The 24,663-nt window shown below is 68.0% G+C and carries 25 protein-coding genes; 10 read left to right on the forward strand and 15 right to left on the reverse strand.

Going from position 1 to position 24,663, the window contains the following annotated elements:
* Positions 1 to 59: 59 nt before the first annotated feature.
* From AB0H86_RS43210 to AB0H86_RS43250, 9 genes are all read right to left on the reverse strand, one after another.
* Positions 60 to 1,295 (reverse strand): ketosynthase chain-length factor, encoded by a 1,236-nt coding sequence (locus AB0H86_RS43210; protein WP_362451719.1) that lies wholly within the window; start codon positions 1,293 to 1,295, stop codon positions 60 to 62.
* Positions 1,292 to 2,557: a beta-ketoacyl-[acyl-carrier-protein] synthase family protein gene (locus tag AB0H86_RS43215; RefSeq protein WP_362451721.1), complete on the reverse strand. Its 1,266-nt coding sequence runs from the start codon at positions 2,555 to 2,557 to the stop codon at positions 1,292 to 1,294. Before AB0H86_RS43215 ends, AB0H86_RS43210 begins: the two co-directional genes overlap by 4 nt.
* A gap of 39 nt (positions 2,558 to 2,596) precedes the next feature.
* Entirely contained in the window at positions 2,597 to 3,196 is a 600-nt protein-coding gene (locus tag AB0H86_RS43220) for a malonic semialdehyde reductase (RefSeq protein WP_362451769.1), read from the reverse strand.
* A gap of 17 nt (positions 3,197 to 3,213) precedes the next feature.
* Positions 3,214 to 3,969, reverse strand: coding sequence for a cyclase family protein (locus AB0H86_RS43225; protein WP_362451724.1), 756 nt, complete (start codon positions 3,967 to 3,969; stop codon positions 3,214 to 3,216).
* Positions 3,969 to 4,463: an aromatase/cyclase gene (locus tag AB0H86_RS43230; protein WP_362451726.1), complete on the reverse strand. Its 495-nt coding sequence runs from the start codon at positions 4,461 to 4,463 to the stop codon at positions 3,969 to 3,971. Before AB0H86_RS43230 ends, AB0H86_RS43225 begins: the two co-directional genes overlap by 1 nt.
* A gap of 24 nt (positions 4,464 to 4,487) precedes the next feature.
* On the reverse strand, positions 4,488 to 4,826 hold the full coding sequence (locus AB0H86_RS43235) for a hypothetical protein (RefSeq protein ID WP_362451728.1): 339 nt from the start codon (positions 4,824 to 4,826) through the stop codon (positions 4,488 to 4,490).
* A 57-nt stretch (positions 4,827 to 4,883) separates the two neighbouring features.
* On the reverse strand, positions 4,884 to 5,132 hold the full coding sequence (locus tag AB0H86_RS43240; protein WP_362451730.1) for an acyl carrier protein: 249 nt from the start codon (positions 5,130 to 5,132) through the stop codon (positions 4,884 to 4,886).
* 75 nt (positions 5,133 to 5,207) lie between these two features.
* Complete coding sequence (locus AB0H86_RS43245) at positions 5,208 to 6,203, reverse strand: acyltransferase domain-containing protein (RefSeq protein WP_362451732.1); 996 nt, start codon at positions 6,201 to 6,203, stop codon at positions 5,208 to 5,210.
* A gap of 82 nt (positions 6,204 to 6,285) precedes the next feature.
* Positions 6,286 to 6,591, reverse strand: a complete 306-nt coding sequence (locus tag AB0H86_RS43250) for an acyl carrier protein (protein ID WP_362451733.1) — start codon at positions 6,589 to 6,591, stop codon at positions 6,286 to 6,288.
* 152 nt (positions 6,592 to 6,743) lie between these two features.
* On the opposite strand from AB0H86_RS43250, the gene AB0H86_RS43255 reads away from it, so the two are divergent.
* Positions 6,744 to 7,799 (forward strand): beta-ketoacyl-ACP synthase III, encoded by a 1,056-nt coding sequence (locus AB0H86_RS43255; protein ID WP_362451771.1) that lies wholly within the window; start codon positions 6,744 to 6,746, stop codon positions 7,797 to 7,799.
* Positions 7,800 to 8,395: 596 nt separating this feature from the next.
* Here AB0H86_RS43255 and AB0H86_RS43260 read toward each other — a convergent pair.
* Together AB0H86_RS43260 and AB0H86_RS43265 are read right to left on the reverse strand one after the other, a co-directional pair.
* A complete protein-coding gene (locus AB0H86_RS43260; protein WP_362451735.1) occupies positions 8,396 to 9,526 on the reverse strand; it encodes a hydrolase in 1,131 nt (376 codons plus the stop codon).
* Positions 9,527 to 9,564: 38 nt separating this feature from the next.
* Positions 9,565 to 11,151, reverse strand: a complete 1,587-nt coding sequence (locus tag AB0H86_RS43265; protein WP_362451737.1) for an FAD-dependent monooxygenase — start codon at positions 11,149 to 11,151, stop codon at positions 9,565 to 9,567.
* Positions 11,152 to 11,293: 142 nt separating this feature from the next.
* On the opposite strand from AB0H86_RS43265, the gene AB0H86_RS43270 reads away from it, so the two are divergent.
* The 7 genes from AB0H86_RS43270 to rfbD all read left to right on the forward strand — a co-directional run bounded on the left by AB0H86_RS43270 (position 11,294) and on the right by rfbD (position 18,493).
* Positions 11,294 to 11,614 carry a hypothetical protein gene (locus tag AB0H86_RS43270; protein WP_362451739.1) on the forward strand — a complete coding sequence of 107 codons (321 nt, stop codon included), beginning with the start codon at positions 11,294 to 11,296 and terminating at the stop codon, positions 11,612 to 11,614.
* 929 nt (positions 11,615 to 12,543) lie between these two features.
* Positions 12,544 to 13,329 (forward strand): AfsR/SARP family transcriptional regulator, encoded by a 786-nt coding sequence (locus tag AB0H86_RS43275; protein WP_362451741.1) that lies wholly within the window; start codon positions 12,544 to 12,546, stop codon positions 13,327 to 13,329.
* Positions 13,330 to 13,538: 209 nt separating this feature from the next.
* Positions 13,539 to 14,693: a nucleotide disphospho-sugar-binding domain-containing protein gene (locus AB0H86_RS43280; protein WP_362451743.1), complete on the forward strand. Its 1,155-nt coding sequence runs from the start codon at positions 13,539 to 13,541 to the stop codon at positions 14,691 to 14,693.
* A gap of 101 nt (positions 14,694 to 14,794) precedes the next feature.
* Complete coding sequence (locus tag AB0H86_RS43285) at positions 14,795 to 15,631, forward strand: NAD(P)H-binding protein (RefSeq protein WP_362451745.1); 837 nt, start codon at positions 14,795 to 14,797, stop codon at positions 15,629 to 15,631.
* A gap of 21 nt (positions 15,632 to 15,652) precedes the next feature.
* Positions 15,653 to 16,522, forward strand: coding sequence for a glucose-1-phosphate thymidylyltransferase RfbA (gene rfbA / locus AB0H86_RS43290; RefSeq protein WP_362451748.1), 870 nt, complete (start codon positions 15,653 to 15,655; stop codon positions 16,520 to 16,522).
* A 16-nt stretch (positions 16,523 to 16,538) separates the two neighbouring features.
* Positions 16,539 to 17,573 carry a dTDP-glucose 4,6-dehydratase gene (rfbB, locus tag AB0H86_RS43295; RefSeq protein WP_362451751.1) on the forward strand — a complete coding sequence of 345 codons (1,035 nt, stop codon included), beginning with the start codon at positions 16,539 to 16,541 and terminating at the stop codon, positions 17,571 to 17,573.
* Positions 17,573 to 18,493 carry a dTDP-4-dehydrorhamnose reductase gene (gene rfbD, locus AB0H86_RS43300; protein WP_362451753.1) on the forward strand — a complete coding sequence of 307 codons (921 nt, stop codon included), beginning with the start codon at positions 17,573 to 17,575 and terminating at the stop codon, positions 18,491 to 18,493. The genes rfbB and rfbD overlap by 1 nt, the downstream gene beginning before the upstream one ends.
* A 212-nt stretch (positions 18,494 to 18,705) precedes the next feature.
* Here rfbD and rfbC read toward each other — a convergent pair whose 3' ends face one another.
* The 3 genes from rfbC to AB0H86_RS43315 form a co-directional block, all read right to left on the reverse strand.
* Positions 18,706 to 19,323 (reverse strand): dTDP-4-dehydrorhamnose 3,5-epimerase, encoded by a 618-nt coding sequence (gene rfbC, locus AB0H86_RS43305; protein WP_362451755.1) that lies wholly within the window; start codon positions 19,321 to 19,323, stop codon positions 18,706 to 18,708.
* 121 nt (positions 19,324 to 19,444) lie between these two features.
* Positions 19,445 to 19,852: an SgcJ/EcaC family oxidoreductase gene (locus AB0H86_RS43310; RefSeq protein ID WP_362451757.1), complete on the reverse strand. Its 408-nt coding sequence runs from the start codon at positions 19,850 to 19,852 to the stop codon at positions 19,445 to 19,447.
* Positions 19,849 to 21,438 carry an FAD-binding protein gene (locus AB0H86_RS43315; protein ID WP_362451759.1) on the reverse strand — a complete coding sequence of 530 codons (1,590 nt, stop codon included), beginning with the start codon at positions 21,436 to 21,438 and terminating at the stop codon, positions 19,849 to 19,851. Before AB0H86_RS43315 ends, AB0H86_RS43310 begins: the two co-directional genes overlap by 4 nt.
* A gap of 211 nt (positions 21,439 to 21,649) precedes the next feature.
* Between AB0H86_RS43315 and AB0H86_RS43320 the strand changes: the two genes are divergently transcribed.
* A complete protein-coding gene (locus AB0H86_RS43320) occupies positions 21,650 to 22,588 on the forward strand; it encodes an NADP-dependent oxidoreductase (RefSeq protein WP_362451762.1) in 939 nt (312 codons plus the stop codon).
* 196 nt (positions 22,589 to 22,784) lie between these two features.
* Here the strand turns inward: AB0H86_RS43320 and AB0H86_RS43325 are convergent, their stop codons facing one another.
* Entirely contained in the window at positions 22,785 to 23,213 is a 429-nt protein-coding gene (locus AB0H86_RS43325) for a peptidase inhibitor family I36 protein (RefSeq protein ID WP_362451764.1), read from the reverse strand.
* A gap of 261 nt (positions 23,214 to 23,474) precedes the next feature.
* On the opposite strand from AB0H86_RS43325, the gene AB0H86_RS43330 reads away from it, so the two are divergent.
* Entirely contained in the window at positions 23,475 to 24,575 is a 1,101-nt protein-coding gene (locus tag AB0H86_RS43330; protein WP_362451766.1) for an endonuclease/exonuclease/phosphatase family protein, read from the forward strand.
* Positions 24,576 to 24,663 lie beyond the last annotated feature (88 nt).

Below are 24,663 nucleotides of genomic sequence, written 5' to 3' on the forward strand. Positions count from 1 at the left end.
CCGCAGGCCGCCGCCCCGGCGCACCGGGGCCACGACGGGCCAAAGGGCTGAACGACGGGTCAGGATGCCGATGCCCCCCTGACGGCCCGTACGACCACTGCGGAGTTGAATCCGCCCTTCCCCCGCGCCAGCACCAGGGCGGACCTGACCGGTCGGTTGCGGGGCGTGTCGCGAACCAGGTCGATCTGGTAGTCCGGCGGGACGTCGGTCACGTGGAACGTCGGCGGAATGACCTCGTCCCGGATCGCATAGAGCGCCGAGGCGATGTCCAGCGGACCGCCGCCGGAGTACAGCCGACCGGTCAGTGTCTTCGGGGCGGTGACGGGAACGGCGTACGGACCGAACAGGCCGGCGATCGCCTCGGCTTCGACCCCGTCCAGTTCCGGGACCCCCGCGGCGTCGGCGAAGACCACCTCGATCTCGTCGGGTCGCATGCGGGCGTCGTCGAGGGCGAGTTCGGCGGCCCGTCGCAACCCCGGCGGCCTGCCCGAACCCGGCCTGGGGTCGAAGGTCGCCGCGTACCCGGCGATCTCACCGTAGACATGGGGCGCGGCTCTGCGGCGCGCCTCCTCCGGGTCCTCCAGGACCAGGATGGCACCTCCCTCGCCGGGCAGGTATCCGCTCGCCTGCGAGTCGAACGGACGGTACGCCTGCTGCGGGTCCTCGTGCCTGCTCAGCCGGCCGCTGGCGATGTGCGACACCCAGCCCCAGGGATCGAACGACGACTCGACCCCACCGGTGACCGAGAGAGCGGTCCCCCTGCGTATGGTGCGACGCGCGTGGCCCACCGCGTCCAGCCCGCCCGCCTGTTCGGCGACGAGTACCGCGCTCGGCCCGCGCATGCCGTGCCGGATGGAGATCTGGCCCGTGTTGACCGCGTAGAACCAGGCGAACGATTCGTACACACTGACGAACCGGGAGCCCTTGGTCCAGAGTTTGTTGATCTCCGTGTGGGTGAACTCGAAGCCGCCCGTGGCATTGGACGTGACGACGCCCATCCCGTACTCCGGCAATTCGCCGGAGTCGACTCCGGCATCCGTCAGCGCCATGTCCGCGGCGACCAGGGCAAGCCTGGTAACCCGGTCGGTCTGCGGCAACAGCCGGCTGGGCAAATGCTGTTCGGCTTCGAAGTCGGGGATCTGGCCGGCGAGCCGCACCGGATACCGTGACGGATCGAACCCGGCGATCGTGCGAATGCCGCTGTGCCCTTCCAGCGTGGCCTTCCAGAACTCGTCTCCGCCTGTTCCGTTCGGGGCCATCACCCCGATCCCGGTGACGACTGCCGGCGACCTCATCGAACCTCTCCTTCACGTCGAATGACCATCGCGCTCTGGAATCCGCCGAATCCGCTGCCGACACTGAGCACGGTGTCCACCCGCTGCTGCCTCGCGGTCAGCGGCACGTAGTCCAGGTCGCACTCGGGATCGGCTTCGTGCAGGTTTGCGGTGGGCGGCACGAAACCGTGCCGGATGGCCAGCGCGCAGGCCACGATCTCGATGGAGCCGATCGCGCCCAGCGAATGTCCGACCATGGATTTGATCGAACTGACCGGTGTCTCGTAGGCATGGGGGCCGAGCGCGCTCTTGAACGCGGCGGTCTCGTGTCGGTCGTTCTGCTTCGTCCCGGAACCGTGCGCGTTGACGTAGCCCACCGCGGTCGGGTCGATCCGGGACTCGTCGAGTGCCGCGGTGATCGCCGCTGACATTTCCCGCCCGTCGGGCTTGAGACCGGTCATGTGGTACGCGTTGCAGCGCGTGGCATAGCCGGTGATCTCCGCGTAGATGTGGGCCCCGCGGCGCCTCGCATGCTCGCGCTCCTCCAGGACGAGCATGGCGGCACCCTCGGCGAGGACGAATCCGTCGCGGGTCCGGTCGAAGGGACGGGATGCGTGTTCGGGGTCGTCGTTGCGCGAGGTGGTGGCCTTGATGGCGTCGAAGCAGGACACCGCGATCGGTGAGATCGGCGCGTCGGCGGCGCCGGTCACCATCACGTCGGCGGAACCCTCGGCGACGAGCTGATAGGCGTGTCCGACCGAGTCGAGGCCCGACGTGCATCCCGAAGACACGATGGTGGCCGGCCCCTCAGCGCCCACCTGCCACGCCACCTCGGCCGACAGCGAGCTCGGCACGAAGTAGTCGAACATGTGCGGTGACAGGTATGCGGGGTCGACCAGCCACTCCCGTCCGGTGTCCGACAGCGCGAGATACTCGCGTTCCAAACTGGTGGTCGCGCCGACCGCCGTGCCGACGCTGACGCCGATCCGGCCGGGATCGAGCTCCTCGAACGCCAGCCCACTGTCGGCCAGGCACTCCCGGGTGGAGATGGTGGCGAGCTGCGTAGCCCGGTCCATCCGGCGGATCTGCCGGTGCGTCAGCCCGGCCGCCTCGGGGTCGAAGTCGCATTCCGCGCCCACCTGCGAGCGGAACGGCGACGGGTCGAAAAAGGAAATACGTCGGGTGGCAGTGCGCCCGGAGGTCAGCAGGTCCACGAATTCCTTCGTGCTTGCCCCACCGGGTGCCATAACTCCTAATCCCGTGATTACCACACGGCGGTTCATGACGAGTCTCCCCCTACGCCAGACATGGACACATCCTGTTCAGACCGTGGTGACAACCTCGTGGAAGTCGAGCCGCGGAAGCCTGGCGGACCAGGCGTTCTCGGCGGGCTTGCCCAGGTTGACGACGGTGAGGACCGTGGCGGTGCGCTGCTCGCGCGCACCGAAGAACTCCCTGTCGAGGCCTTCGGTGTCGAATCCCACGATCGGACCGGCGGCCAGCCCCGCGGCTCGTACTCCGAGGATGAAGTAGGCGATCTGCAAAGTGGCGTTGAAGCGTGCCGACTCCTCGCGCACCGCACGGTCGGCGAACAGCTCGCGGACCTCTGGTCGGTGCGGGAAGAGCCTGGGCAGCTTCTCGTGGAACTCGTAGTCCGCAGCGAGCAGCGCCACCAGCGGCGCGGCACTCACCTTCGCCGCGTTGTTGCCCACCATGTGCCGTACGAGCCGCTCCCGTGCCTCCGCCGACCGCACGAGCACGATCCGCAGCGGCTGCTGGTTCATGGACGTGGGGGCGTACTTCACCAGGTCGTGGACGGCCCGGATCTGCTCGTCCGTCACCGGTTCGGACGTGAAGGTGTTCGCCGTCCTGGCCTCTCGGAACAGCAGATCCTGCGCAGCCGGATCGAGCGCCAGGCGCAGCACCGCCGTCGGTGCGGTCACTCAGGACCGCCCAGGACGGCGACCACCCGGGTCCAACCCGCGCCGGCACCGTGGACGGACACCGGAAAGCAGGCCACCGTGAACCCGGTGGCACCGGGAAGTGTGCCGAGCCGCGTGAGCTTCTCCAACTGGAGGTACTCCCGGGTGCGGCCGTACACGTGCGCGGGCCACAAGACCGAGCTGTCGCCGGTCCGCCGGTATTCCTCGATCATCTCGTGCATGGGACGGTCCAGTCCCCAGGCGTCGATGCCGATGACCCGCACACCCCGTTCCACCAGGAAGGCGGTGGCCTTGCCGCTCAGCCCGGGGTAGGAGGTCAGGTACTCCGCCGTTCCCCACAGCGCGTCCGCGCCTGTCCACAGCAGGACGATGTCACCGGGCTCGGGTTCATGCCCGGCGTCGTCGATGGCGGCGGTGAGATGGTCGACGGTGATCTCGTGGCCCGGGGGCACATGACGTACGTCGAGCCGCAGGCCCGGTCCGTAACACCACTCGAGCGGCACCTGATCGATGCTCTTCGCCGGCACTCCCCCGCTGAGGGGCCCGTAGTGCAACGGCGCGTCCATGTGCGTTCCGGTGTGCGTGGTGAGGGTGACCGTCTCGTTGGAGATCGCCATGCCGTCCGGGAAGTCCTCCGGGCTGAGACCCAGGACCGTGGCGCCGGTACGGTGGTCGAGCAGCTCCACCGTCACCGGCGTGGCCTCGCTCGGTGTCGACCGCACGGCCACACTCAGGTCGATGAACCGGGGCATCACGCGCCCTCCGTCCGTTGCGCACGGTCCTCGGCCTCGGTCTTCACCGCGTTCAGGTCCGCCACGCTGTTGCGTTCCACCGCTGCCCGCAGCATGGCGTCCGCCTCCTCGAAGGAGAATCGGCCCGCGACCTTGCCGTCCACCGGCTCCCGGGCGGCGAAGTCATGCGTCAGGACGAGCTGGGTGCGGCCGGCGCCGAGCGGGAAGGCGCGCCAGTCGCCTCCCATACGGCCGACGATCGGCGCGGTCTCCAGTTGGCTGTACGCGATGACGTGTTGTCGGGGATCGATGTCACGGCGCGACACCCACGACTGCTCCTCGCCGCCGACGTCGACGTGCAGCCGGACCACCTGGTGGGTCGCCGACTCCTCCAGCAGGTTCACCTCGCGTGTCGGCGGAAAGATACGGGAGTATCCCTTGACGTCGACGAGAACGTCCCACACCAGGTTCAGGGGAGCGTCGACGGTCACTGTGTGTTCCGCGTGATGGGACATGGCTGGTCCTTTCAGGTCGCCGGGTCAGGACGGGACGTCGCTCGACGGCGTCAGCGCCTCGTGGTTGGCGTAGGCCGCCTCGAACTGCAACCGCGCCTTCCAGGAGGTGACGAAGTCGTAGACCTCCGGCAGCTCGGAGAACTTCTGCAGCGACTCCAGGTCGTCACAGGTGAACTGGGCGATCGAGGCGGCCGTCATGCCGCGGGCACGGTCGTCGGCGGGCAGCCACAGGTGTGGCTTGTGGTCGAAGCCCTTCACCAGGCCCGTTTTCAGGACCAGGGCGCGCATGGTCTCGAAGAACTCCGAGCGTGCCTCCTCGGAAACCTCGTCCGGAAAGCGGTAGATCAGCGTGTGTACGATCACTTCTTCTCCCTGTATCCTCTTCGCTCCACGATTTCTTGCCGGTCCGCGGAATTCTTGTCAGTCCACCGGGACCGATGCCTTCTGGACCTCGGCGAGCAAGGAACGAGGTGTGTCCAGAGTGGCAACCAGATCTTCCGGCAGAGCGACACCGAAATCCCGCTCGATGCGTGCGATGGTCTCCAGAAGGGCCAGCGAGTCGTAGCCGAGATCAGTGAACGGAGTGTCGGAAATGTCGTCCTGAATTCCGACGGTATCGCCCTCTCCCGCACAATCGGCCAGCATCCGCCGCAGGTCTTCGAGGGTCATCAGCACCTCTCCTTTGCAGGAATGATTTCGCGTTCTTCACCTATTCGAGCGTCGCCGATCAAGCTCAAAGCTCACTCAAGGATTGTTTTGTTTCATCCGCGTGACCGCGGCCCGGTAGGTGCGCAATGCTCCGTCCGCTCCGGACGGCAGCAGCGGGACAACCTCGCAATGGCCCTGACGTACTCGGGGATGGAGACGGGCCAGCATGCACAGCCCCTGCCCCGGCCCGGTTTCGGCAAGGAGGAAATCACGACTCCTCAGCATGGCGTCCAGAGCCGGCCAGAACTGCACCGGATTGGCGAGCTGCCATGCCCAGAACGCGGGATCCGTCGCTTGCTCCCCGCGCAGTCGCGCACCGGTCGCCGTCGACCATATGGGCACTCTCGGCGGCCGCATCTCGATGGTGGAGAAGGCACGTTCGAATCGGCCGACCGCATGTGCCATCGCGGGACTGTGGAACGGCTGCCGGGCCGCGACGCGCCGACAGGACACGCCATGGTCGCGCAACAGCCTTTCGACGGACGACAGTTGCGGTTCGGCACCGGCGAGCACGGTCTGTCTCGGCCCGTTGCGGGCGCCCACGACCACGCTGTTCACCCCTGCGTCGGAGTCAAGGTACGGCCGCAGTTCCTCGACCGACGCGGCGGCGGCGAGCATGCCCCCTGCGGGCACCGCGACGGTCGCGGCGGTGCGTTCCCGCATCAGCATGGCGGCATCCCGCAGCCCGAACACCCCGGCGAGCGCCGCCGCCGCCAGTTCCCCGACACTGTGCCCGAGCAGGGCCGCCGGACGGATTCCCCGGCTCTCCAGGCTGCGGCCGAGCGCGTAACCGGTGGCGAACAGCAGCGGCTGAGCGCGGGAGGCGTCATCGATCACCAGGTCGGGCGGGTCGGCCAGCCACTCGTCGCGAAGCGCGCAGCCCTCCTTGCCCATGTACTCGAAGAACTCGTCCAGGACGGCAGTGAACACCGCCTCCTGCCCGTACAGTTCGGCCGCCATCCCGCGGTGCTGCGCCCCCTGTCCCGGCAGGAGCAGTGCGACCGGCAGGCGCTCTGCCCGGTGCGCGCTCACCTGGACCGGGCCGGCGACACATCGCCCGACGGCGCGGTCCCCTGCCCCGTGGCGCGGCGTCCCTCGGTGCCGGCCCGCGGGTTCACGCGTCGGCCCCCTGAGCGGCCGTGTGTCCGAACCGTTCGTTGACGTGGTCGATGAGCAGCCGCGGTGTCTTCAGCTCATCGATCTCCTCGTCCGTGATGGCCAGTGACAGGTCGTCCTGCAGCCGGGTGATCAGCTCGTACACGGCGAGCGAATCCAGACCGAGATCTGTGAACGAGACGTCGAGCGACGCCTGGTCGATGACATCCGCGTTATCGCTTCCGACGCAGGCGGCCACCGACTGCCGCAGGTCGAAAAGGGTGAATTCCTTCATCATTGGCTCCCGAAAAGGCTGGTGTCGCACTCCGACGTTCTGAGACAGTGCGGCTCGATCCTCAAGGAGGGTTCAAGGACCGCTGAACGGCGTTGCGGCAAACCCTTTGACGATGCTTGAGCCGGGCACGGCACTGTGGCGCCCGGAGGACTGGAGAACACCTAGAACTTGAGGAGGAACTCGTGGGGGCTGGCCGCCTTGGCTTCAACTCGACAGGGCACAGCAGGATCACCGGATTGGGCACCTATCGTCCGCGGCGCGTCGTGTCCAATCGGGAGGTGTGTGCCCGGATCGACTCGTCCGAGGAATGGATTGAGACGAGGTCGGGAATCCGTACACGGCGGTTCGCCGCACCGGACGAAACGTTGTGTGCAATGGCCTCGGCGGCCGGCCGCCGAGCTCTGGGACATGCGGGGATCGACAGCGAACAACTCGACTGTCTCATTCTCGCGAGTATGTCCCATCTGGTGCAGACACCGCCGCTGGCGATCGCCGTCGCCCATGAGTTGGGAGCGGTGAACACCGCCGCTTTCGACCTCTCCGCGGCGTGTGCCGGTTTCTGTCACGCACTGGCGGTGGCCAGCGACATGGTGCGTGCCGGCGACGCGCGGCACGTGTTGGTGATCGGTGCCGAACGCATGACCGACATCGTCGATCCCAGTGACCGGAACACGGCGTTCATGTTCGCCGACGGCGCCGGTGCGGTGGTGGTCGGTCCCTCCGCGCAACCGGGGATCGGACCGGTCGTCCGGGGCGCGGACGGCGCCTTTCTCGACGCGTTGCGGATGAACACGTCCTGGGCCGCGTTCCGGGACGATCCGGCGCTGGACCGGCCGATGATGAAGATGGACGGGCGGCGGGTGTTCCGTTGGGCGGTCGACCGCGTTGTGGAGGCCGGCAGACGGGCCCTGAAGGACGCCTGTGTCTCGGTCGACGACCTGGTCGCCTTCGTGCCGCACCAGGCGAACGCCCGCATGATCGACGTCCTCGCCGACCGGCTCGCCCTCCCGGAGCATGTGGTCGTGGCGCGGGACGTGGTGACGGCGGGCAACACCTCCGCGGCGTCCATTCCCCTCGCCATGGAGCGGCTGTTGTGCGACGGCGAGGTGCCTTCCGGCGGGCCGGCTCTGCTGATCGGCTTCGGTGCGGGCCTGAACTACGCGGGCCAGGTCGTGCTGTTGCCGGACGCGCCCGCGGACCCGGCGCCGGCCGAAGCGCCGATGGCCGCCGAGGGGTAGGTCCGCACGGCCCGGCTTGCGAGTGGCCGCTCCGCGAGGTCCTTCGCCTTGTGCCACTGCCGACCTGGTCGGCGGATCACGGTGGCCACGGCCCGCCTTGAGACGGTCGCCAAGTAGCCCGCCCAGGTCATCGAGGCGCCCACCGGGCGACCGGACCTACCGCGGACACGGCGGTCATGAGCGCCTCGACGGCACGGCCTTGTCGGCGAGGCCGTGCCCGACCTGCCGCGGGACGAGGAGAGCGTCGGAGCGCGACGACGGCGGCACGGCTTCGGCGTTCCTCGCCCGGCCGTCTCTTGGCAGAACGACCACGCCGATCGCCGGCCGAGCTCCCGGTGTGGACCGGGCCGCTCGGTGGCTGACGCCGGCGTGGCTGCCGGACAGCTCCCGGGCGGCAGGTCCGCATGACGTGTATGCGCACGCACGACACCGACACCATGGTCGGCACGTTCAACTCCCCTGGAAACGTGGGCGCGTTCCTCGACCTGGATGTCGGCAGGACCGCTCATCACGGTCAGGGGCCCACCCCGGCCCGGAAGGACATGGAGACACCGCCGCCCTCCGGGGGCCCGGTGGGCCCCCGGAGGGCGGACGGATCACGCACCCCACACGTGGCGTGCGTAGTGCTCACTGTTGCGTTCGAATCGCAGCGCCGCATGTGAGGCCACGGCGGACACGTCGCGCCAGGACCGTTGAAGGGGATGCGTCTCCGCCTGGGCTCGGGTCCCGCTCGCCCGGAACAACCGGTCGACGGCCGACACGGCGATCTCGGCTGCCACGGCCGCGTCCCTCGCACTGCGTACGGCCTCTCCCGGCGTCACGGCGCCGGCGTCCGCCACCCGTCCGGCACGCTCCAGCAGCAGTTGCGCGATGTCGGCCTCCGCCGACGAGCGGGTCAGCACCTCCTGGGACCGCGCGTCGAGTGAAGCGGACAGACCCTTGTCGCCCTTGTCGCCGGCACCCCACTGCGACCACCGGCGCAGCGCTCCGCGGACCGCGCCCACCGCCGGCGCCGCGAAGAACGGCGGTGCCACGGCGAGCAGCGGCACGTCGTGGCACGGGGACCCCAGGTTCCCGCCCTGTCCGTTCATCAGCGCACCGTCCCCGAAGGACCGGTGCTCCGGCACAGAGACGTCATCCAGCAGCACCGTGTTGCTGCCGGTGCCGCGCATGCCGACGGTGAACCAGACGTCCTTGATCCGGTAGTCCCGTCTCGGCACCGCGAAGAACCGCCGTGTGGGCCGACCGTCCACGGCCACCGTCCCGCACAGAAGGGCCCAGTCGGAATGGTCGACGCCGCTGAGGAAAGACCACTCACCGCTCAACCGCCACCCTGCGGCGTCCTTCGTCACGTGGCCCGCGGGGACGAACGCCGCAGCTATGGCCGTGTCCGGACCGTCGTTCCAGATCTCCTGCCGGCCGTCCTCGGGGAGGTACCCCGCCATCCTGGCCGACGTCGCGAAAATCATTCCGCACCAGGCAGCCGAGGTGCACTCTTCGGCCAGCGTCTGCAACGCGCCGATCAGCTCGCTGAAACGCCCTGCCGAGCCGCCATGCCGAGCGGGTACGAAATGACTGGCGAAACCAGCGCCGAGCAACGCCTCCACCACGTCCTTCGTGAGCCTCCGGTCACGGTCGGCGTCCGCGGCGTACCGTGCGGCCACCTCGGTCACCTCGGCGGCGGACGACAGGATGGTGCCCGCCGCGGCGACTACTCCGTTCGTCACATCAATCTCCCTCGGTGCGTGGCCGGCGAATGTCTTCCTCACAGGTCGAGCGGGGCACCGAACCACCTTTCGAGTGCGGCGGTCAGACCGCCGAGGTCGAACGGGCTCCCCTTGCGCAGCACCCAGGCCACGCAGCCGTCGGGGCGCGACAGGAGGGCTTCGACGTCATCGAGGCCGCCGTCGGGCTTCCTTCGGGCTGTGGCCAGGTCGACCCGGTCCGCCCAGCCGGTGGCTGCCCCACCTACCTCGCTACGTTCCCCGAGATCGATCAGCAGGCCGCGCGCCGTGTGCGTCACGTCGGCCACGGTGCCGCCGGCCCCGTCGCTCCGCATCATCAGCGGCAGGTTCGGAAGCAGGGTGCCGACCAGGGGATCACCGTCTCCCAGCTCGTAGCGGATGTCGAAGCCGGCCAGCATCCGGCCGAGAAAGCGGTCCACCTCGGGCAGGTCCATGAGGTCGGAGAACAGCTCACGCAGCGCCGTGCTGTGCGGGTCGGGACGCATCAACGCCGTCTGGGCCCGTGTGTTGTGCAAAAGCCGGGCACCGACGGGGTGCCGTTCAGCGCAGTAGGTGTCCAGCAGGCCCGACGGCGCGTGGCCCAGTACCTCGGCGGCGAGCTTCCAGCCCAGGTTGGCCGCGTCGACCACGCCCACGTTCAGGCCCTGGCCGCCGAAGGGCGCGTGCACATGCGCGGCGTCCCCGGCCAGGAGCACGCGGCCCATCCGGTACGTCGACGCCTGGTGGGCGTGGTCGGTGAAGTATCCCCCCGCGGTCATGGCGGTGATGGGCACGTCGGCGCCGCTGACCCTTCGTGCGCTCTCCCGCAGCTCGGCGGTGGTCAGCGGCCCGTCGGTGTCTTCGGGAGGTCCGTCGAACTCGAGCGTGGCGAGCCGGTTGACGCCCAGCCCAAAGACGAGCACGCCACCGGGGCCGTACTGGAATCCGGGGCTCAGCGCCGAGGGGTCGGCCAGTTCCACCACACCTCGCCGCCCGGTGACCGTCGCCGGGGTGCCCTCGAACCCGAACCCGGTGAGCCGTCGCACCATGCTGTCACCGCCGTCGCATCCCACGACGTACTGCCCGCAGACCGCTCGCCTGCCGCGCGGGGTCTCGGCTGTCACGACCACGCCGTCGGAATCCTGGCGGACCTCGACGACATCGTGTTCACGGCGGACTTCGACGCCCAGCTCTTCCGTCCGGCGGAGCAGAATCTCCACCAGGGCGGGCTGCTCGACCCGCATCCTGCGGCGGCCGGCCCCCTCGTAACGGCTGGAGTCGATCTTGTCCAGCCCGGCGAAGTGTTCCTTGGGGCCTGCCGCCTCCTCGTCCGTTCCACCGGGTACGGCGGCGGCCATGGCGGCATAGCGCTCGAGTGTGTCCTGTTCGGTGGCGAGGAGTTCTTTCGCCAACCCGCGCCGTTCCAGCGCTTCCACGGCGAGAGGCCCGATGGACCCGGCCTTGATCGCGGGATCCGGCCGTGCGAGACGGTCCAGCACCACAACGGAGACGCCTGCTGTACGCAACTCGCAGGCGAGCATCAGCCCCACGGGGCCGGCGCCGACCACCACGACGTCCGCCATCTTCAACTCCCATCGCCCAGAAACGGCCGACGCGTGGGTCGGCATCCGACCCGCCCGAATCTCGCCCGGCCGGCTCAAGCCGGACTCAAGGTGTGTCAGGACAGGGCGCTGGAAGGCTTCTTGAGCGATGGCTGAGGTGGTCGGCCGACTCTGGAGGATCACGCCACGAAGGAAGGTCTTCCATCAGATGATCACGCATACTCTGATCTACCGGTTCTCGAAGCCGCTGGACGAGGGGACACGGCAGCGGTTCTTCGCGGAAGCACGCGAGGTCGCACTCGGCACCGGACTGGTGCGGGACTTCGACCACCAGCCCCAACTCGCCACGCTGGACGGCCGTCCGCCCCTGGCCGTGATAGCGCAACTCGCCTTCGAAGACCTCGACGCGCTGCGATCGTACGCAACCGTCCCGGCAGTGCGTGAGTTCATCGGGCGCTGGAAGTCGGAGTTGAGCTGGGAGATCGACACGATCAGCCACCATCCGCTCCGCCTCTCCGTGCCGCGCTGAGCACGAACGCCGTCCACACCGCTTCGGGCCCGGTGTCCGGGTCTCCACACCCGGGCACCGGGCCCGATGGTGTCCGGCCGAAGGCCGGCCCGAGCGTGCCCCTACGACGCCGGGTAGTGCTCGCCGGCAAAGCACAAGCGCTCATCGGGCGGTGCCGACCAACGTGGTGACGATCCCAGCCGTTCGGTCGGCGCCTTGAGGCATTCTGCGGTGCTCCGGACCATGCCTTATGGGGCCGGGGACATGAATCGGCACCGTTGCGGAGAAATGTCCACGCCGCCTCCGTCGCGAACCAGCCGCGCGGCAGTAAAGCGGTCACGAGTCCGTAGAGCGCGACCATAGCGAGTCTAAAGCAGCCCTTTGATCCAGTGCGGTGCGGGGTATGGTTCGGGCCGGTAGGGCGGATACCAAGAGTGCCGGTGTACGGGTGGCAAGAAAGGAGAGTTTCGACGCCGCTCGCAATCGGCAGGTGATTCTCGCCGCGGCGAGCGTCTTGCGCGGTCGGCTGAACTTCACAGAAGCGTCCATACAGGAGGTGGCTGCGGCTGCAAGTGTCAGGAAAGGTGCCAGGAGACGTGCCGCATTCGGCCCGGTTCAGAGGCTTAATACCGGGTGCCGCGGACGTGCCCGTTTTCACCGTATCGGCGCTGTCCCGCTCGGCGCTGGGCTGGAACCCATCGATGACTTGGCCCGCGCCACACTGAATCACCCATGGCGCAAAATTTGCTCTGCGCGACACATGAAGTCCTGCACGACGTAGTCCGAGCAGCCTTGACGAAGACTTTACGGAAGAGGCTTCAGATACGGCCTATCTTCGAATGGTTCCGACTGATCGACACGGTCGGCGTCCCGCACGTCATTCCCGGAAGCGCAGAGCCTGGCCACAGTAAATTCATCGGGCTGTACCGACTGGACAGGGGGATATATCGGTGATCACCATATTGGGCAATCTGTCGATGACCGGGAGACAATGCGACGACGCGGCCCCCAGCGCGCCGAAGGAACGTAAGGTGCTCGCGCTCCTGCTCTTCAACTACGCGCGGGCGGTCCCGGTCCACCTGTTCGTCGACGAATTATGGGCCAGCGACCCGCCCAAGCGGGCGCGAACCGCACTGCAGACCTACGTGCTCAACCTGCGCACCAGATTGGCCCGGGACCTGGGCATGCCTGCGAGTCGGGTCCGCGACGAAATCCTCGTCACTCGCAGCGAAGGATACCAATTCCAGCTGGAAGGGCATCCCTTCGATCTTCACGAATTCCTGCGACTTGTCGACATTGGCGATAAAGCGATCGTCAACGGCGACGACGTAAAGGCGATCGAAGTACTGAGGAAGGCGGAAGGGCTCTGGACGGGCCCCATACTTCCGGACGTCGAGCACGGCCTTCCGCTCCAGTCCGAGATCGCGCGCCTGGAGCAGCGCCGAACGGTCGCACAGGAACTCCGGATCGAAAGCGAACTGCGGCTCGGCCGGCACCGCGAGCTGGTGAGCGAACTGTCGATGCTGGCGCTGCGGCACCCCTGTCACGAGCGCTATCACGAGTACCTGATGTTCTGCCTGAACCGGCTGGGGCATCGAGTCCAGGCACTGGAGGTGTTCCGGAGCCTGAGGCATTCCCTGGTCGACGAGCTCGGTCTGGAACCCTCCGTGAGAATCCAGAACCTGCAGCAGGAGATCCTGGAATCGCGGGTCGCGAGCTGCGTGTCCCTGTCGTAACCGGAAGAACGTGTCACGCGTGGCCCGCACGATACGTCCTTCGGGCGGGCCGCGTCCACCGGCGGCCCCGGAAGCAGTGGCCGGAATGCGTCGGCATGTGCGGTAGGCGTCGGAAAGTGTTCCTTGAGTGACCTCAGAGCATGCGCTCCTAGCCTCGAAGCAGCGTTGGACGAATTGCTGACACCTCGACAAAGGGCGTATGCCGAGCCATGCGAATCTTGATCTGCACCTATTCCACGGCCAGTGACATCTTCGCGACCATACCGCTGGCCTGGGCGCTGCGGTCCGCGGGCCACGAAATCCTCTATGCGGGGGGCGGCGACGGAATGCGAGAGTGCGCCAAGGCGGGCTTTCCCTTCGTCGACCTGGGTCAGGAGGTCGACCTGACCGAACCGTTCCGGCGCAGAGCCGAGCAGACCGGCAGTTCCGGACAGCTGGTCTGGTACCGCGGAGGCGTGATGGAGGAGGCCGACGTCAACTCCGCCGTGGAGCTGTTCGGTGAACTCTCCGATCTCATCGCGCCCGGCGCGGTGTCACTGGCCCGGGGGTGGCGGCCGGAGGTGGTGGTGTCGACCGACATCCAAGGCTCCGGCCCGCTGATCGCGAGCCTGCTCTCCGTGCCCCTCGTGCCCATCAGCCATCTCTTCGCCCTGGTGCCCGACATGGTCGAGCGGTTGCGGAGCACCATGGCGGCCACCTATGACGCGTACGACATCTCCGGGTCCCCCCGGTTGGTACAGCCCGTCAGGACGACGCCGCTCAGCATGAACGCCCAGCGCTCCGACCATCTGCTGATGCGTCACATCCCCTACAACGGCTCCTATCTGGACGTCGGCTCGCTGCCCGACTGGCTGCTCCGAGAGCCGCGGCGGCGCCGCGTGCTGGTCACGCTCGGCACCTTCGTGCCGAAGTACGGCGGGCTCGCCGTACTGCCGGACCTGATGGCCCAACTGAGCGCCGTGGACGCCGAGTTCGTGTTCGCGCTCGGTGACGTGGACCAGGAGCAGATTCCGCCTGCTCCGTCCAACGTCCGATTCGAGGGCTGGCTGCCGTTGAACGCCGTGCTCGGCTCGTGCAGCGCGGTCGTTCACCATGGCGGCTCCGGCACCACCCTCGCCGCACTGTCCGCGGGTGTCCCGCAGATCATCCTGGCCCACGGCGCCGACCAGCACTTCAACGCGCACGCGGTGGCGACGCGCGGGCTGGGCGTCGCCGCTGACAAGACCCAACTGACCGCGGAGCTCATTGCCGAGACCCTGGCGTCCTCGGAACTGGCGAAGACCGCCGCCGAGGTTCGGGACGAGATCAGCGCCATGCCGGCACCACGGGAGATCGCGGCGAAGCTCGAGGACATCGTCAAGTAACCGCGATCAGGAATCCCAGCCATGCCCACGTGAGTGACGGGCCGGCCTGCGGGTTCCGCTGATCGTCCGCCCATTCCCTGTCGCATCATGAGGAGAACTCTGTGACTGTTCTGGTTACCGGTGGCCGTGGACACGTCGGCCGCAGCGTCGCGAAGAAGCTTCTGGCCGCGGGCGAGAAGGTACGCATCGGCAGCTCCGACCCCGCCAAGACCTCCTTCGACAGCGCAGCCGAGATCGTCGAAGTCGACCTGGCCCGTCCGCGGACCCTCGCCAACGCGCTCGACGGTGTCTCCAAGGTCTTCCTCTACGCCAAGCCGGACACCGTCGGTGCCCAGGTGGAGATCATGGAGGAGGCCGGGATCGAGCATGTGACGTTCCTGTCGACGCGGTCCCTGACCTTCCTGGACGCCGACACCAACCCCATCGCGCAGATGCACGTCCAGGTCGAGCGGGCGCTCGGCCAGTCGTCGCTTCCGTGGAGCTTCCTGCGAGCCGGCACGTTCTCCACCAACACCCTGCAGTGGGTACAGGCGATCCGCGCGGACAACGTGGTCCGAGCGCCCTACCCGGAGTCCTACTCCGCGCCCATTCACGAGGACGACATCGCCGACGTGGCAGCGCTCACGCTGACCGAGGGCGGGCACGTCGGCGTGACCTACGCCATGAGTGGGCCGACGCCGGTCACGCAGCGAGAGCAGGTCGCCCTGATCTCCGAGGCCATCGGCCGTCCGGTCCGGTTCGAGGAACTCCAGCCCGAGCAGTACCGCGAGACGCTGAGCCGCTGGGGCCGGAGCCAGGTCGTCGACCAGCTCCTGCGCTACCTGGAGACGTGGGACAAGCGGCCGGTGCCCGTGCTCGACCAGCGACAGCAATTGATCGGCAGCCCCGGCAGGTCGTATGCGCAGTGGACCCTCGAGCACGCCGATGACTTCCGCTGACCTCGCCGGGGCGGCTGGACGATGAAAGGGATCATCCTCGCCGGAGGCACCGGGAGCCGGCTGCACCCCTTGACGATGGCCATGTCGAAGCAACTGCTCCCGGTCTACGACAAACCCATGATCTACTACCCGCTGTCGACGCTGATGCTCGGCGGCGTGCGGGAGATCCTCCTGATATCGACGCCGACACACCTGCCGATTTTCCGGCAGGTGCTCGGCGACGGGGCCGAACTGGGCCTCGACATCACCTACGCCGAACAGCCGCAGCCGACCGGTATCGCCGACGCGTTCCGGATCGGTGCCCGCTTCATCGGCGACGATTCGGTGAGCCTCATCCTGGGCGACAACATCTTCTACGGCCAGGGTCTGTCCGAGCTCCTGCAGACGAGCGTGCGGGACCTGACCGGTTGCACGCTCTTCGGCCACACGGTCCGCGACCCGCAACGGTACGGGGTGGCCGAATTCGACGCCGAGGGCCGCCTGGTGGACATCGAGGAGAAGCCGGCCCGGCCCAAGAGCTCGGAGGCGATCACCGGGTTGTACCTCTACACCAACGACGTCGTGGAGATCGCCCGCGAGCTCGCACCCTCGCAGCGCGGCGAGCTTGAGATCACGGATGTCAACCGGGCCTATATCGCCCTGGGCCGGGCACGGCTGAAGGCCTTCGGACGCGGCTTCGCCTGGCTGGACGCCGGGACGCACGACGGCCTGCTCAGCGCGGCCCAGTTCGTGCAGGTGCTGGAACACCGACAGGGCGTGCGCATGGCATGCCTGGAGGAGATCGCGCTGCGGATGGGATTCATCGACGCGGACTCCTGCTACGCGCTGGGCCGAAAACAGCAGAACTCCGGATACGGCCGGTACGTGATGGCAGCGGCGCAGGCCGACTGAGGGAAGGGGGGAAGGGATGTCGCGACAGTTGCGGATCCTGGTGACCGGGGGTGCCGGCTTCATCGGGTCGCACTATGTGCGCCAGCTCGTCCGCGGTGCCTACCCGGCGTTCGCCGGGGCCTCCGTGGTCGTCCTGGACAGACTCACCTACGCGGGAAACGAGGCCAACCTGGCATCGGTCCGCGACGACAAGCGGCTCCGGCTGGTCATCGGAGACATCTGCGACGCGGACCTGCTGGCCGAGCTTCTGCCGATGACCGACGTCGTGGTGCACTTCGCCGCGGAGTCCCACGTGGACCGCTCGATCACCGGAGCGGCGGAGTTCGTACGGACCAACATCCAAGGCACGCACACACTGCTGCGGGCCTGCCAGGACGCGGGTGTCGGCAAGTTCGTCCAGGTGTCGACGGACGAAGTGTACGGATCGATCGCCGAGGGTTCGTGGTCCGAGGACCAGCCTCTGGCACCCAATTCGCCGTATTCCGCGTCCAAGGCCGGCGCGGACCTGCTCGCGCTCGCCTACCACCGGACGTACGGCCTGTCGGTCTGCATCACACGATGCTCCAACAACTACGGGCCGTACCAGTTCCCGGAGAAGGTGATCCCGCTCTTCGTCACCAACCTCCTGGACGGCGGCACGGTGCCGCTGTACGGCGATGGCGAGAACGTCCGCGAGTGGCTGCATGTCGACGATCACTGCCGTGGCGTCCAACTGGTGGCGGAGGGCGGGAGTTCGGGGAGCGTCTACCACATCGGCGGCGGCACCGAGTTGACCAATCGGGAGCTCACCGCCCTACTGCTGCGGGAGGTCGGTTCCGACTGGGAGGACGCGGTCAGGCAGGTGGCCGACCGGCCCGGCCACGATCTGCGGTACGCGATCGACGACTCCAAGATCCGGACAGAGCTGGGCTACCGGCCCCGGACCGGCTTGGCCGCAGGACTCGCCGACACCGTGCGCTGGTACGCCGAGAACCGTTCCTGGTGGGAACCGCTGAGGACGCGAGCGGGAGCCACCGGTCCGGCCGTCCCCAGTTTCCGGGGGGCCGCCTGATGGCTCTGGCGATCCTGGTACCGGGCGGAGGCGGAATGCTGGGTACCGAACTGGCCCGTGTGAGCCCGCCGGACAACCTGCTGGTCGCGCCCGCGTCGCATGAACTGGACATCACCGATCGGGTGATGACAGCGGCCGGGCTCGGCAGGTTCGTCGCCGCGGCACGCCGGCGTGGTCTGCCCGCCGTGGTGATCAACGCCGCCGCATACACCAACGCGGATGCCGCCGAGTCGGACAAGGACAGGGCGTTCCTGGTGAACGCCCTGGGCCCGGGCTACCTGGCCGCGGCGTGCCGCGAGCACGGCGTCCCGCTCGTCCACGTCTCCACGGACTACGTCTTCGACGGCGAGGCGTGTGAACCGTACGAACCATCGGACCCCGCGAACCCGCTCAACGTCTACGGACACACCAAGCTCGCGGGCGAACAGGCCGTGCTCGGTTCCGGTGCCCGGGCGTGGGTCGTCCGGACGGCCTGGGTGTACTCGAGCCACAGCGCCAATTTCGTCCGCACCATGGCGCGACTGGAGCAGGAACGCGCCATGGTCTCGGTGGTGAACGACCAGGTGGGGTCGCCCACTTCGACGGGTGATCTGGCGTCGGGTCTGCTGTCGCTGGCCGCGCGTGTCACCGAGGGGGCCGGACCCGCCGAGCGGCTGCTGCACTACGTCAACACCGGCCGGGCGAGCTGGTACGAGTTCGCGCGCGCGGTGTTCGCGTGCCTCGGTGCCGATCCCCGTCGCGTGCGGCCGTGTACGTCGGCCGAGTTCGGGCGTCCCGCGCCCAGGCCCGCCTATTCGGTACTGGGTGTCCGAGCGTGGACCGAATCAGGCCTGCCCGCACCGCGGCCCTGGCCGGCGGTGCTGCAGGAGGTCACCGCGTCACTCCGCGCAGGCACGCCCGTGCCCGACCGGGCGGTCTAGGTGTATTGATCACAGGCGTCGTCGACGGTCGCCGGGCTTGATCATGGCGAGGACCTCCGGTGAGGTGGAACTGCCCAGGAGTCATCAACCCGGAGGTCTTCGTAGCCGTGTGACCGACCCTGCGGGTCAACACCCCCAGGGGGCCTGATCGGCCGCGGCGCAACTCCATGGATCTCCCGGCTTGCCCGGGAGATCCATGGAGGTTTGAGTGCTCAGGCCGCCGCGGCCGCGGCTCGCCGCAGCCGGCGGTAATGCGCGAGGCAGTCCTCGTAGCGGGGGAGACGACCGTCGGCGAGTGCCTGGGCGAGGGTCGGCGCCGTGCGGTCCTTCTCCGACACGATCAACTCCAGGCCTTCCGGCAGGGCCAGGCCCAGATCCGGATCGGTGGGGTTGATGCCGTGCTCGACGGCCGGGTTGTAGCCGGTCGAGGTGAGGTAGGTGAGCGAGGTGTCGGGTTCGAGCGCGACGACCGCGTGAGCCAGACCCTCGGCCACGTAGACCGCGTGAAAGCTGGTCGAGTCGAGTCGTACGGTCGCGCACCTGCCGAAGGTCGGCGAGCCCACCCGGACATCGATGATGAGATCCAGCAACGATCCCTGTGTGCAGAAGGCGTACTTGGCCTGCCCCGGCGGGACGTCGGCGTAGTGCGGGCCCCGTACGGCGCCCCGGTGCGACACCGCGTGACTCACCTGGACGAAGCCCGGAGTGTAGCCGAGCACCTCGGCCAGCGCCGAGGCCTGGAACGGCGCGCAGTAGACACCGCGCTGGTCGGGGAACGTCGGGGGGATGAGCTCATACGCGTCCTGCACCTTGAGCTTGCGCACCTGCATGGTCTCGGGCTCCCAGAACGAGGAGCCGCCGTGGGTCTGGAACCTTCCGGCGGCCCCGGGACGGGAGTGCACCACGGCGCTCGGGGCCGCCGTGGTGCACTCGGGATGGTGTCAGGTGTCCTCAGCCGACGGGGCAGTTGTGATAGGCCGCGATCAGCCAGCGGCCGTCCCGCAACGTGAGAGCCCAGGTGGCCACACGCTCGTCACCTTCGGCGACATCGTCGTTGCCGGCGAGGATGAGGCCGATGTCACTGTTGACAACGGCGGTGTCCGCGCCGACCTTGCGGATGATCCTCGGCACGTTGTGCGGGCGGCTGCCGGCGAGCTGGCCTGCGAAGGCTTCGGCCATGAACTTCCGGATCTCCTCCCGGCCGTTGATGAACACGCCCGTCATCACCAGCGTGGCGTCTTCGGTGTAGAGGTCGGCGACCGCGTCCGCGTCGTTGGCCGTCCAGGTCTCCTGAAGACGGTTCAGGACGTCGCGGACCGCGGTCTCGATCTCGCTCTTGCTGGCGTCCGTGCTGGTCATGTGTCTCCTCCGGGTTCTGCGGGGCGGATGGACAGGGAATGCCGGAACGTGTTGAGGGGATCCCACCGGCTCTTGACGCGCTGTAGCCGCGGGTAGTTGTCCTTGTAGTAGAGGTCGTGCCAGGGCACCCCGGACGTGTTCCACCGGGGGTCGGCCAGGTCGGTGTCCGGGTAGTTGATGTACGTGCCGTCGTTGATCTCGCCGGGGACCGGAACCCCACCGGTGTCGGCGTAGACGTCCCGGTAGAAGCGGCGCAGCCAGTCCAGGCTCTCGTCGTCGTGCGCGGGATCGGTCCAGGTGGCGGTGTAGACGGCCTTCAGTATCGAGTCCCGTTGGGCCAGCGCGGTGGCGGCCGGGTCGACGGCGTTGACCTTTCCGCCGTACGAGACCAGCCACAGCCTGCCGATGTCCAGGTTCGGCTGCGGCTTCGTCAGGTGGTCGAACAAGGTGTCCAGCTGCCGGTCGGTGTACCCGCGCCGGAGATAGCCCGCCTTCCCCTTGTACCGGGCGTATTCGGCGCCCCGCTGGGAGTCGGCGTCGACGTCCGGCGGGATGACCGCGTACAGCCACGGTGCCGGCTCACCCGTCTGGCGGACGCCTCCGACCCCGTCGGTGAGGGAGTCCAGGTAACCGTCCAACATGGCGCGCGCGTCGGGCCGACTGCCGTCCAGCATCGCGAACACCAGCACGTCGGTCGGCGCGTCCTGCTCTCCACGACAGGTGATCATCAGCGTTGAGTGCAGGGTCCGGCCGGGGCTGTCGGGGGCGCTGTTCTTTTCGTGCCAGGCGGCGTGGTTGTGCATCAGCCGACGAAACTTGTCCCGCGGCAGATCGGCCCAGGACCACATGGCCGCTCCGCTGAGCAACGACACCGGGGGCGTGGGCAGCAGGGTCGTCGGATCGTCGCCCTCCACTCCGGGCGATCGCAGCCAATACCGTGTGACCACACCGAAGTTGCCCCCGCCGCCACCGGTGTGCGCCCACCACAGTTCGTGGTGGGGATCCTCCGGATCGCGGGTCGCCACGACAGCCCGGGCGTTGCCGGTGTCGTCCACGACCACCACCTCCACCGCGTAGAGGTGGTCCACCACCGAGCCGAGACTGCGAGACAGGGCGCCGTAACCGCCGCCCTGGATGTGGCCTCCGACGCAGACGGAGTGGCACCAACCACCCGGAATGGTGACACCCCAATTGAGGTAGAGGAGACGGAAAACCTCCCCCAATGTCGCCCCGGACTCCACACCGAAGGCGCGGTACGCGGGGTCGTAATACACGGCGTTCATGCCGGCCATGTCGATGACCACGCCATTCGGGTGCTCGCCTACGGAATTCTCCAGTGAATGCCCGCCGCTGCGCACGGAAACCGGTCGCCCGGTACTAACTGCCTCGTTCACCGCGGCTACCACCTGCTCGGTGGTCCACGCCAGCTGAAAGTATGCCGGGCGCTGGGTAAAACGCTCGTTTCGGTGCCGCAGGGCGAGGTCGTCGTAGCGTGGGTCACCAGGCCGGACAGTCACGGGGGGCGGTGTCCCGCCCCTCTGGTCCGGCTCCTTTGCCGGAGAGTCAGGACTCATTATGTCCACCATGAGATGAATTCCTCTTGCTCAGGACTCGGCCAGTTGACCGTGGTCTTGTCGGTAACCACGGTCGGCCGCCTCGCTAAGCCCTTGCTCAAGGAACACTCACTGCGCGCGGTCGGGGCACTGCGGCTTTCGAACGACCGTCGTACGGCGGGTAGTTGCTATGCTCCGATTTCGCCGTCAGGCGACCGTCAGACAACCATTCAGGAGGAAGTCCATGCGGGAAGATTACCGCGCCATCGCATTTTTGGAGTACGGCGGTCCAGAGGTCCTGCAGGTGGTGGAACACCCAGTTCCGGATCCGGGAGAGGGCGAGGTCCGGTTAGTCGTACGCGCGGCAGGAGTGAACCCCATCGACTGGAAGATCCGCAGCGGCGCGGCGGCGTCGTTCATTCCGGTCGAGTTCCCGGTGGTGCCCGGTGGTGACGTGGCGGGGGTGATCGACGCGGTCGGTCGCGGTGTCACCGAGTTCGCCGTCGGCGACGAGGTGCTCGGCTCGATCGACTTCGGCGGCTGTGCCGAAGTGGCGCTCGCCAAGGCGAAGATGCTCACCAAGAAGCCCGCCTCAGTGCCCTGGGAGCTGGCTTCGGCCCTTCCGGTCGCCGCCAACACGGCCCTTCACGTCCTGGCCGAACTGAACGTGCGCGAAGGCGAGACGATCGTCATCGACGGAGCCGCGGGCGGTGTCGGGACTGTCGCCGTCCAACTGGCCAGGCACCGGGGGGCCCATGTCATCGGGACCGCCCGGGAGAGCAATCACGAATACCTGCGCTCGCTCGGCGCGACACCGGTGGTCTATGGCGAGGGGCTTGCCGATCGCATTCGGTCCGTGGCCCCGAACGGCGTCGACGCGGTGCTCGACGCCTCGGGCCGTGGCTCGCTGCCCGCGCTGATAGAGGTGGCCGGTGGTACGGGCCGCGTTGTCACGATCGCGGACTTCTCGGCCGCCGGGCTGGGGGTGCGGATGGTCTCCGCCGACGCGGAGGGTGCCGCCGGTCGGATCGCCGAGGCCGCGGCACTCGCGGCGGCCGGGAAGCTGACCGTACCGATCGCCGCCGCCTATTCCCTCGAAGAGGCCCCCGAGGCCCACCGTGTCAGCGAGGCCGGACATGTCCGCGGCAAACTCGTCGTCCTTCCCGGCGGCAAGGCGGACTGACGCGCGTCCCTTCCGGTCCTGAGTGCCGGGCAGCACACGTGGCTCTGGGCGATGACGGGCTGACGCACCGTCGGGCGGGGCCGGCCCACCCTGATGTGAGCCGGCCCCTGCCGACGCCGGGAGCCGCGTGCGACCTGTGGGAGGGCCCCGTTCCGTCACCGCCCGCTTCGCCCGGCCACGCTTCCTCGGACAGGCCCTACTGGTCCGCGGGCACCCAGACGCTCTTGGGAGTGAAGGAACCGAAGCTGTCCAGGCTGGAGTTGCCAGGCACCGAGTAGGGCTGGCCGAGGCAGTCGTCGTTGGGGAACATGGCCGCGTGGCCGCTGTGGGTGTTGATCGCCGACTGGGCGCGCTCGCCCCAGCCGTGATCCACCAAGCTGACGCAGACACCATCTGAGCCGGTGGAGCTGACCGCGAACTGTCTGCCGCTGAAATTCGTGCCCTCGTAGAGACACAAGGAGCCGCTGGAGGGGCAGTCCGCGGCGCTGGTGACCTGTGTCTGGGAAGAGTCGGCGGTGGCCGGACCGGCCATGAGAACGAGCGGCGTCGTCATCGCGGCGCCGACGAGTATGAGCCATGCCCGTCGGGAGCGGGCGGTGGCGGAATTGTTCGTTTTCTGTAACACGGCCTGATGCAGCTCCTTCAGTCAACGAGTATCAGGGAATCGATTCCATCACTTCCTTAATACGGCAGAGCCCAAACGTTGACATGGGCGGTTTTCCTTGAGGTGAAAACCACAAAAGAAGAACTGGAGAGCGGCAAGAGAGCCACAAAAGCGTCGGCGTATTTCAGCACGAGACGCATCGGGTCAGTATTGCGATTCCAGAACGACGAGCCGCATTCTTGTGGCCCAGCCGGCGTTCCCGCGCCGGAGAAAGGTGGTCCGGTGTCCAGCGAGCAGACCGGCCCGGCCGTGCCGGGACGCCGCGCCCGACGGCGCGTTCTCCTGATGCGGATACTGATCGGCACGGCGCTGGGCTGGCTCCTACTGATCACGGTCCGGCCGCTGCTCGGGGGCCGCGTCTGGTGGTGGGTGCTGGTCGACCTGCTGCCGCCGCTCGTCCTGGTTCTGGTGCCGGTCGTCCTGCTGGCGGTGGGAGGGGCCATCGCCCTGCGGCGCGTGCGCGGCCCGGTTAGGGAAGGCCGTCTGCTGGTCGGCCTGGCCGTGGTGGCGCTGATCGTCGCGGTGCCCCAGTCGGGGCTGAACCTCCGGGCGATCGGCCCGCGGGAGCAGGCGCCCCAGGACGCGCTGAAGGTGATGTCCTGGGACACGCTGGAGTGGCACCAGGACAACAATGCCGACCATTTCTACAGCTACCTGAAACAACGCAAGGCAGACGTCTATCTGCTCCAGGAGTACATGGAGATAGGAGACGGTGAGCCGGTACCGGTGGATGACAAGGGCCGGCTGCGCGCTGCCTTTCCCGGCTACCACTTCGCGTCGGCGGGGGAACTGCTCACCGTGTCACGGTTCCCGATCAAAAGGCAGTCCGTGGTGAAGGCACGACTGCCCGAGCCGGTCACCTCCTGGGGCGATTACTGGAACATTCGGGTGCTGCGTACGGATGTCGTCGTGGACGGTAAGGAGGTCTCCCTCTACAACGTCCACCTTCCGGACCTGTTCTCTTTGGAGACCAGTCCGTTCTCCGCGGACTTCTACCGGATTGTCGACGATCTGGACCGCCGTCGGACTGTGATGCTGAAGGCCCTGCGGCGGGACATCGAGGGCAACGACAACCCCAAGCTGGTGGCCGGCGTGCTCAACCTGGTGCCGGGCTCCGGCGAGTTGCGGTGGCTGGACGGCCTGACGGACGCGGCTCATTCCTCGGACAGCCTCTACCCGGTGTCGTTCTGGGTCGGAAAGCCGCAGGCCTGGCGGCTCGACTGGGCCTTCTCCGCCACGGGGGCCAAGACCTACCGCTATCGGCTGACGGATCCGGAAGGGCTTTCGACGCACCGGGCACAGGAGTTCAGCTTCACCCCCTAGGGCCTGTCGTTTGGATCACGCCGCAGACGCGGGGTGTGGCACGCACATCTGCCGCGTTGTCGTCGGTTGCCGACTCCCCCACTCTCGG

This window comes from Streptomyces sp. NPDC050997 (assembly GCF_040660135.1).
Lineage (GTDB): Bacteria > Actinomycetota > Actinomycetes > Streptomycetales > Streptomycetaceae > Streptomyces.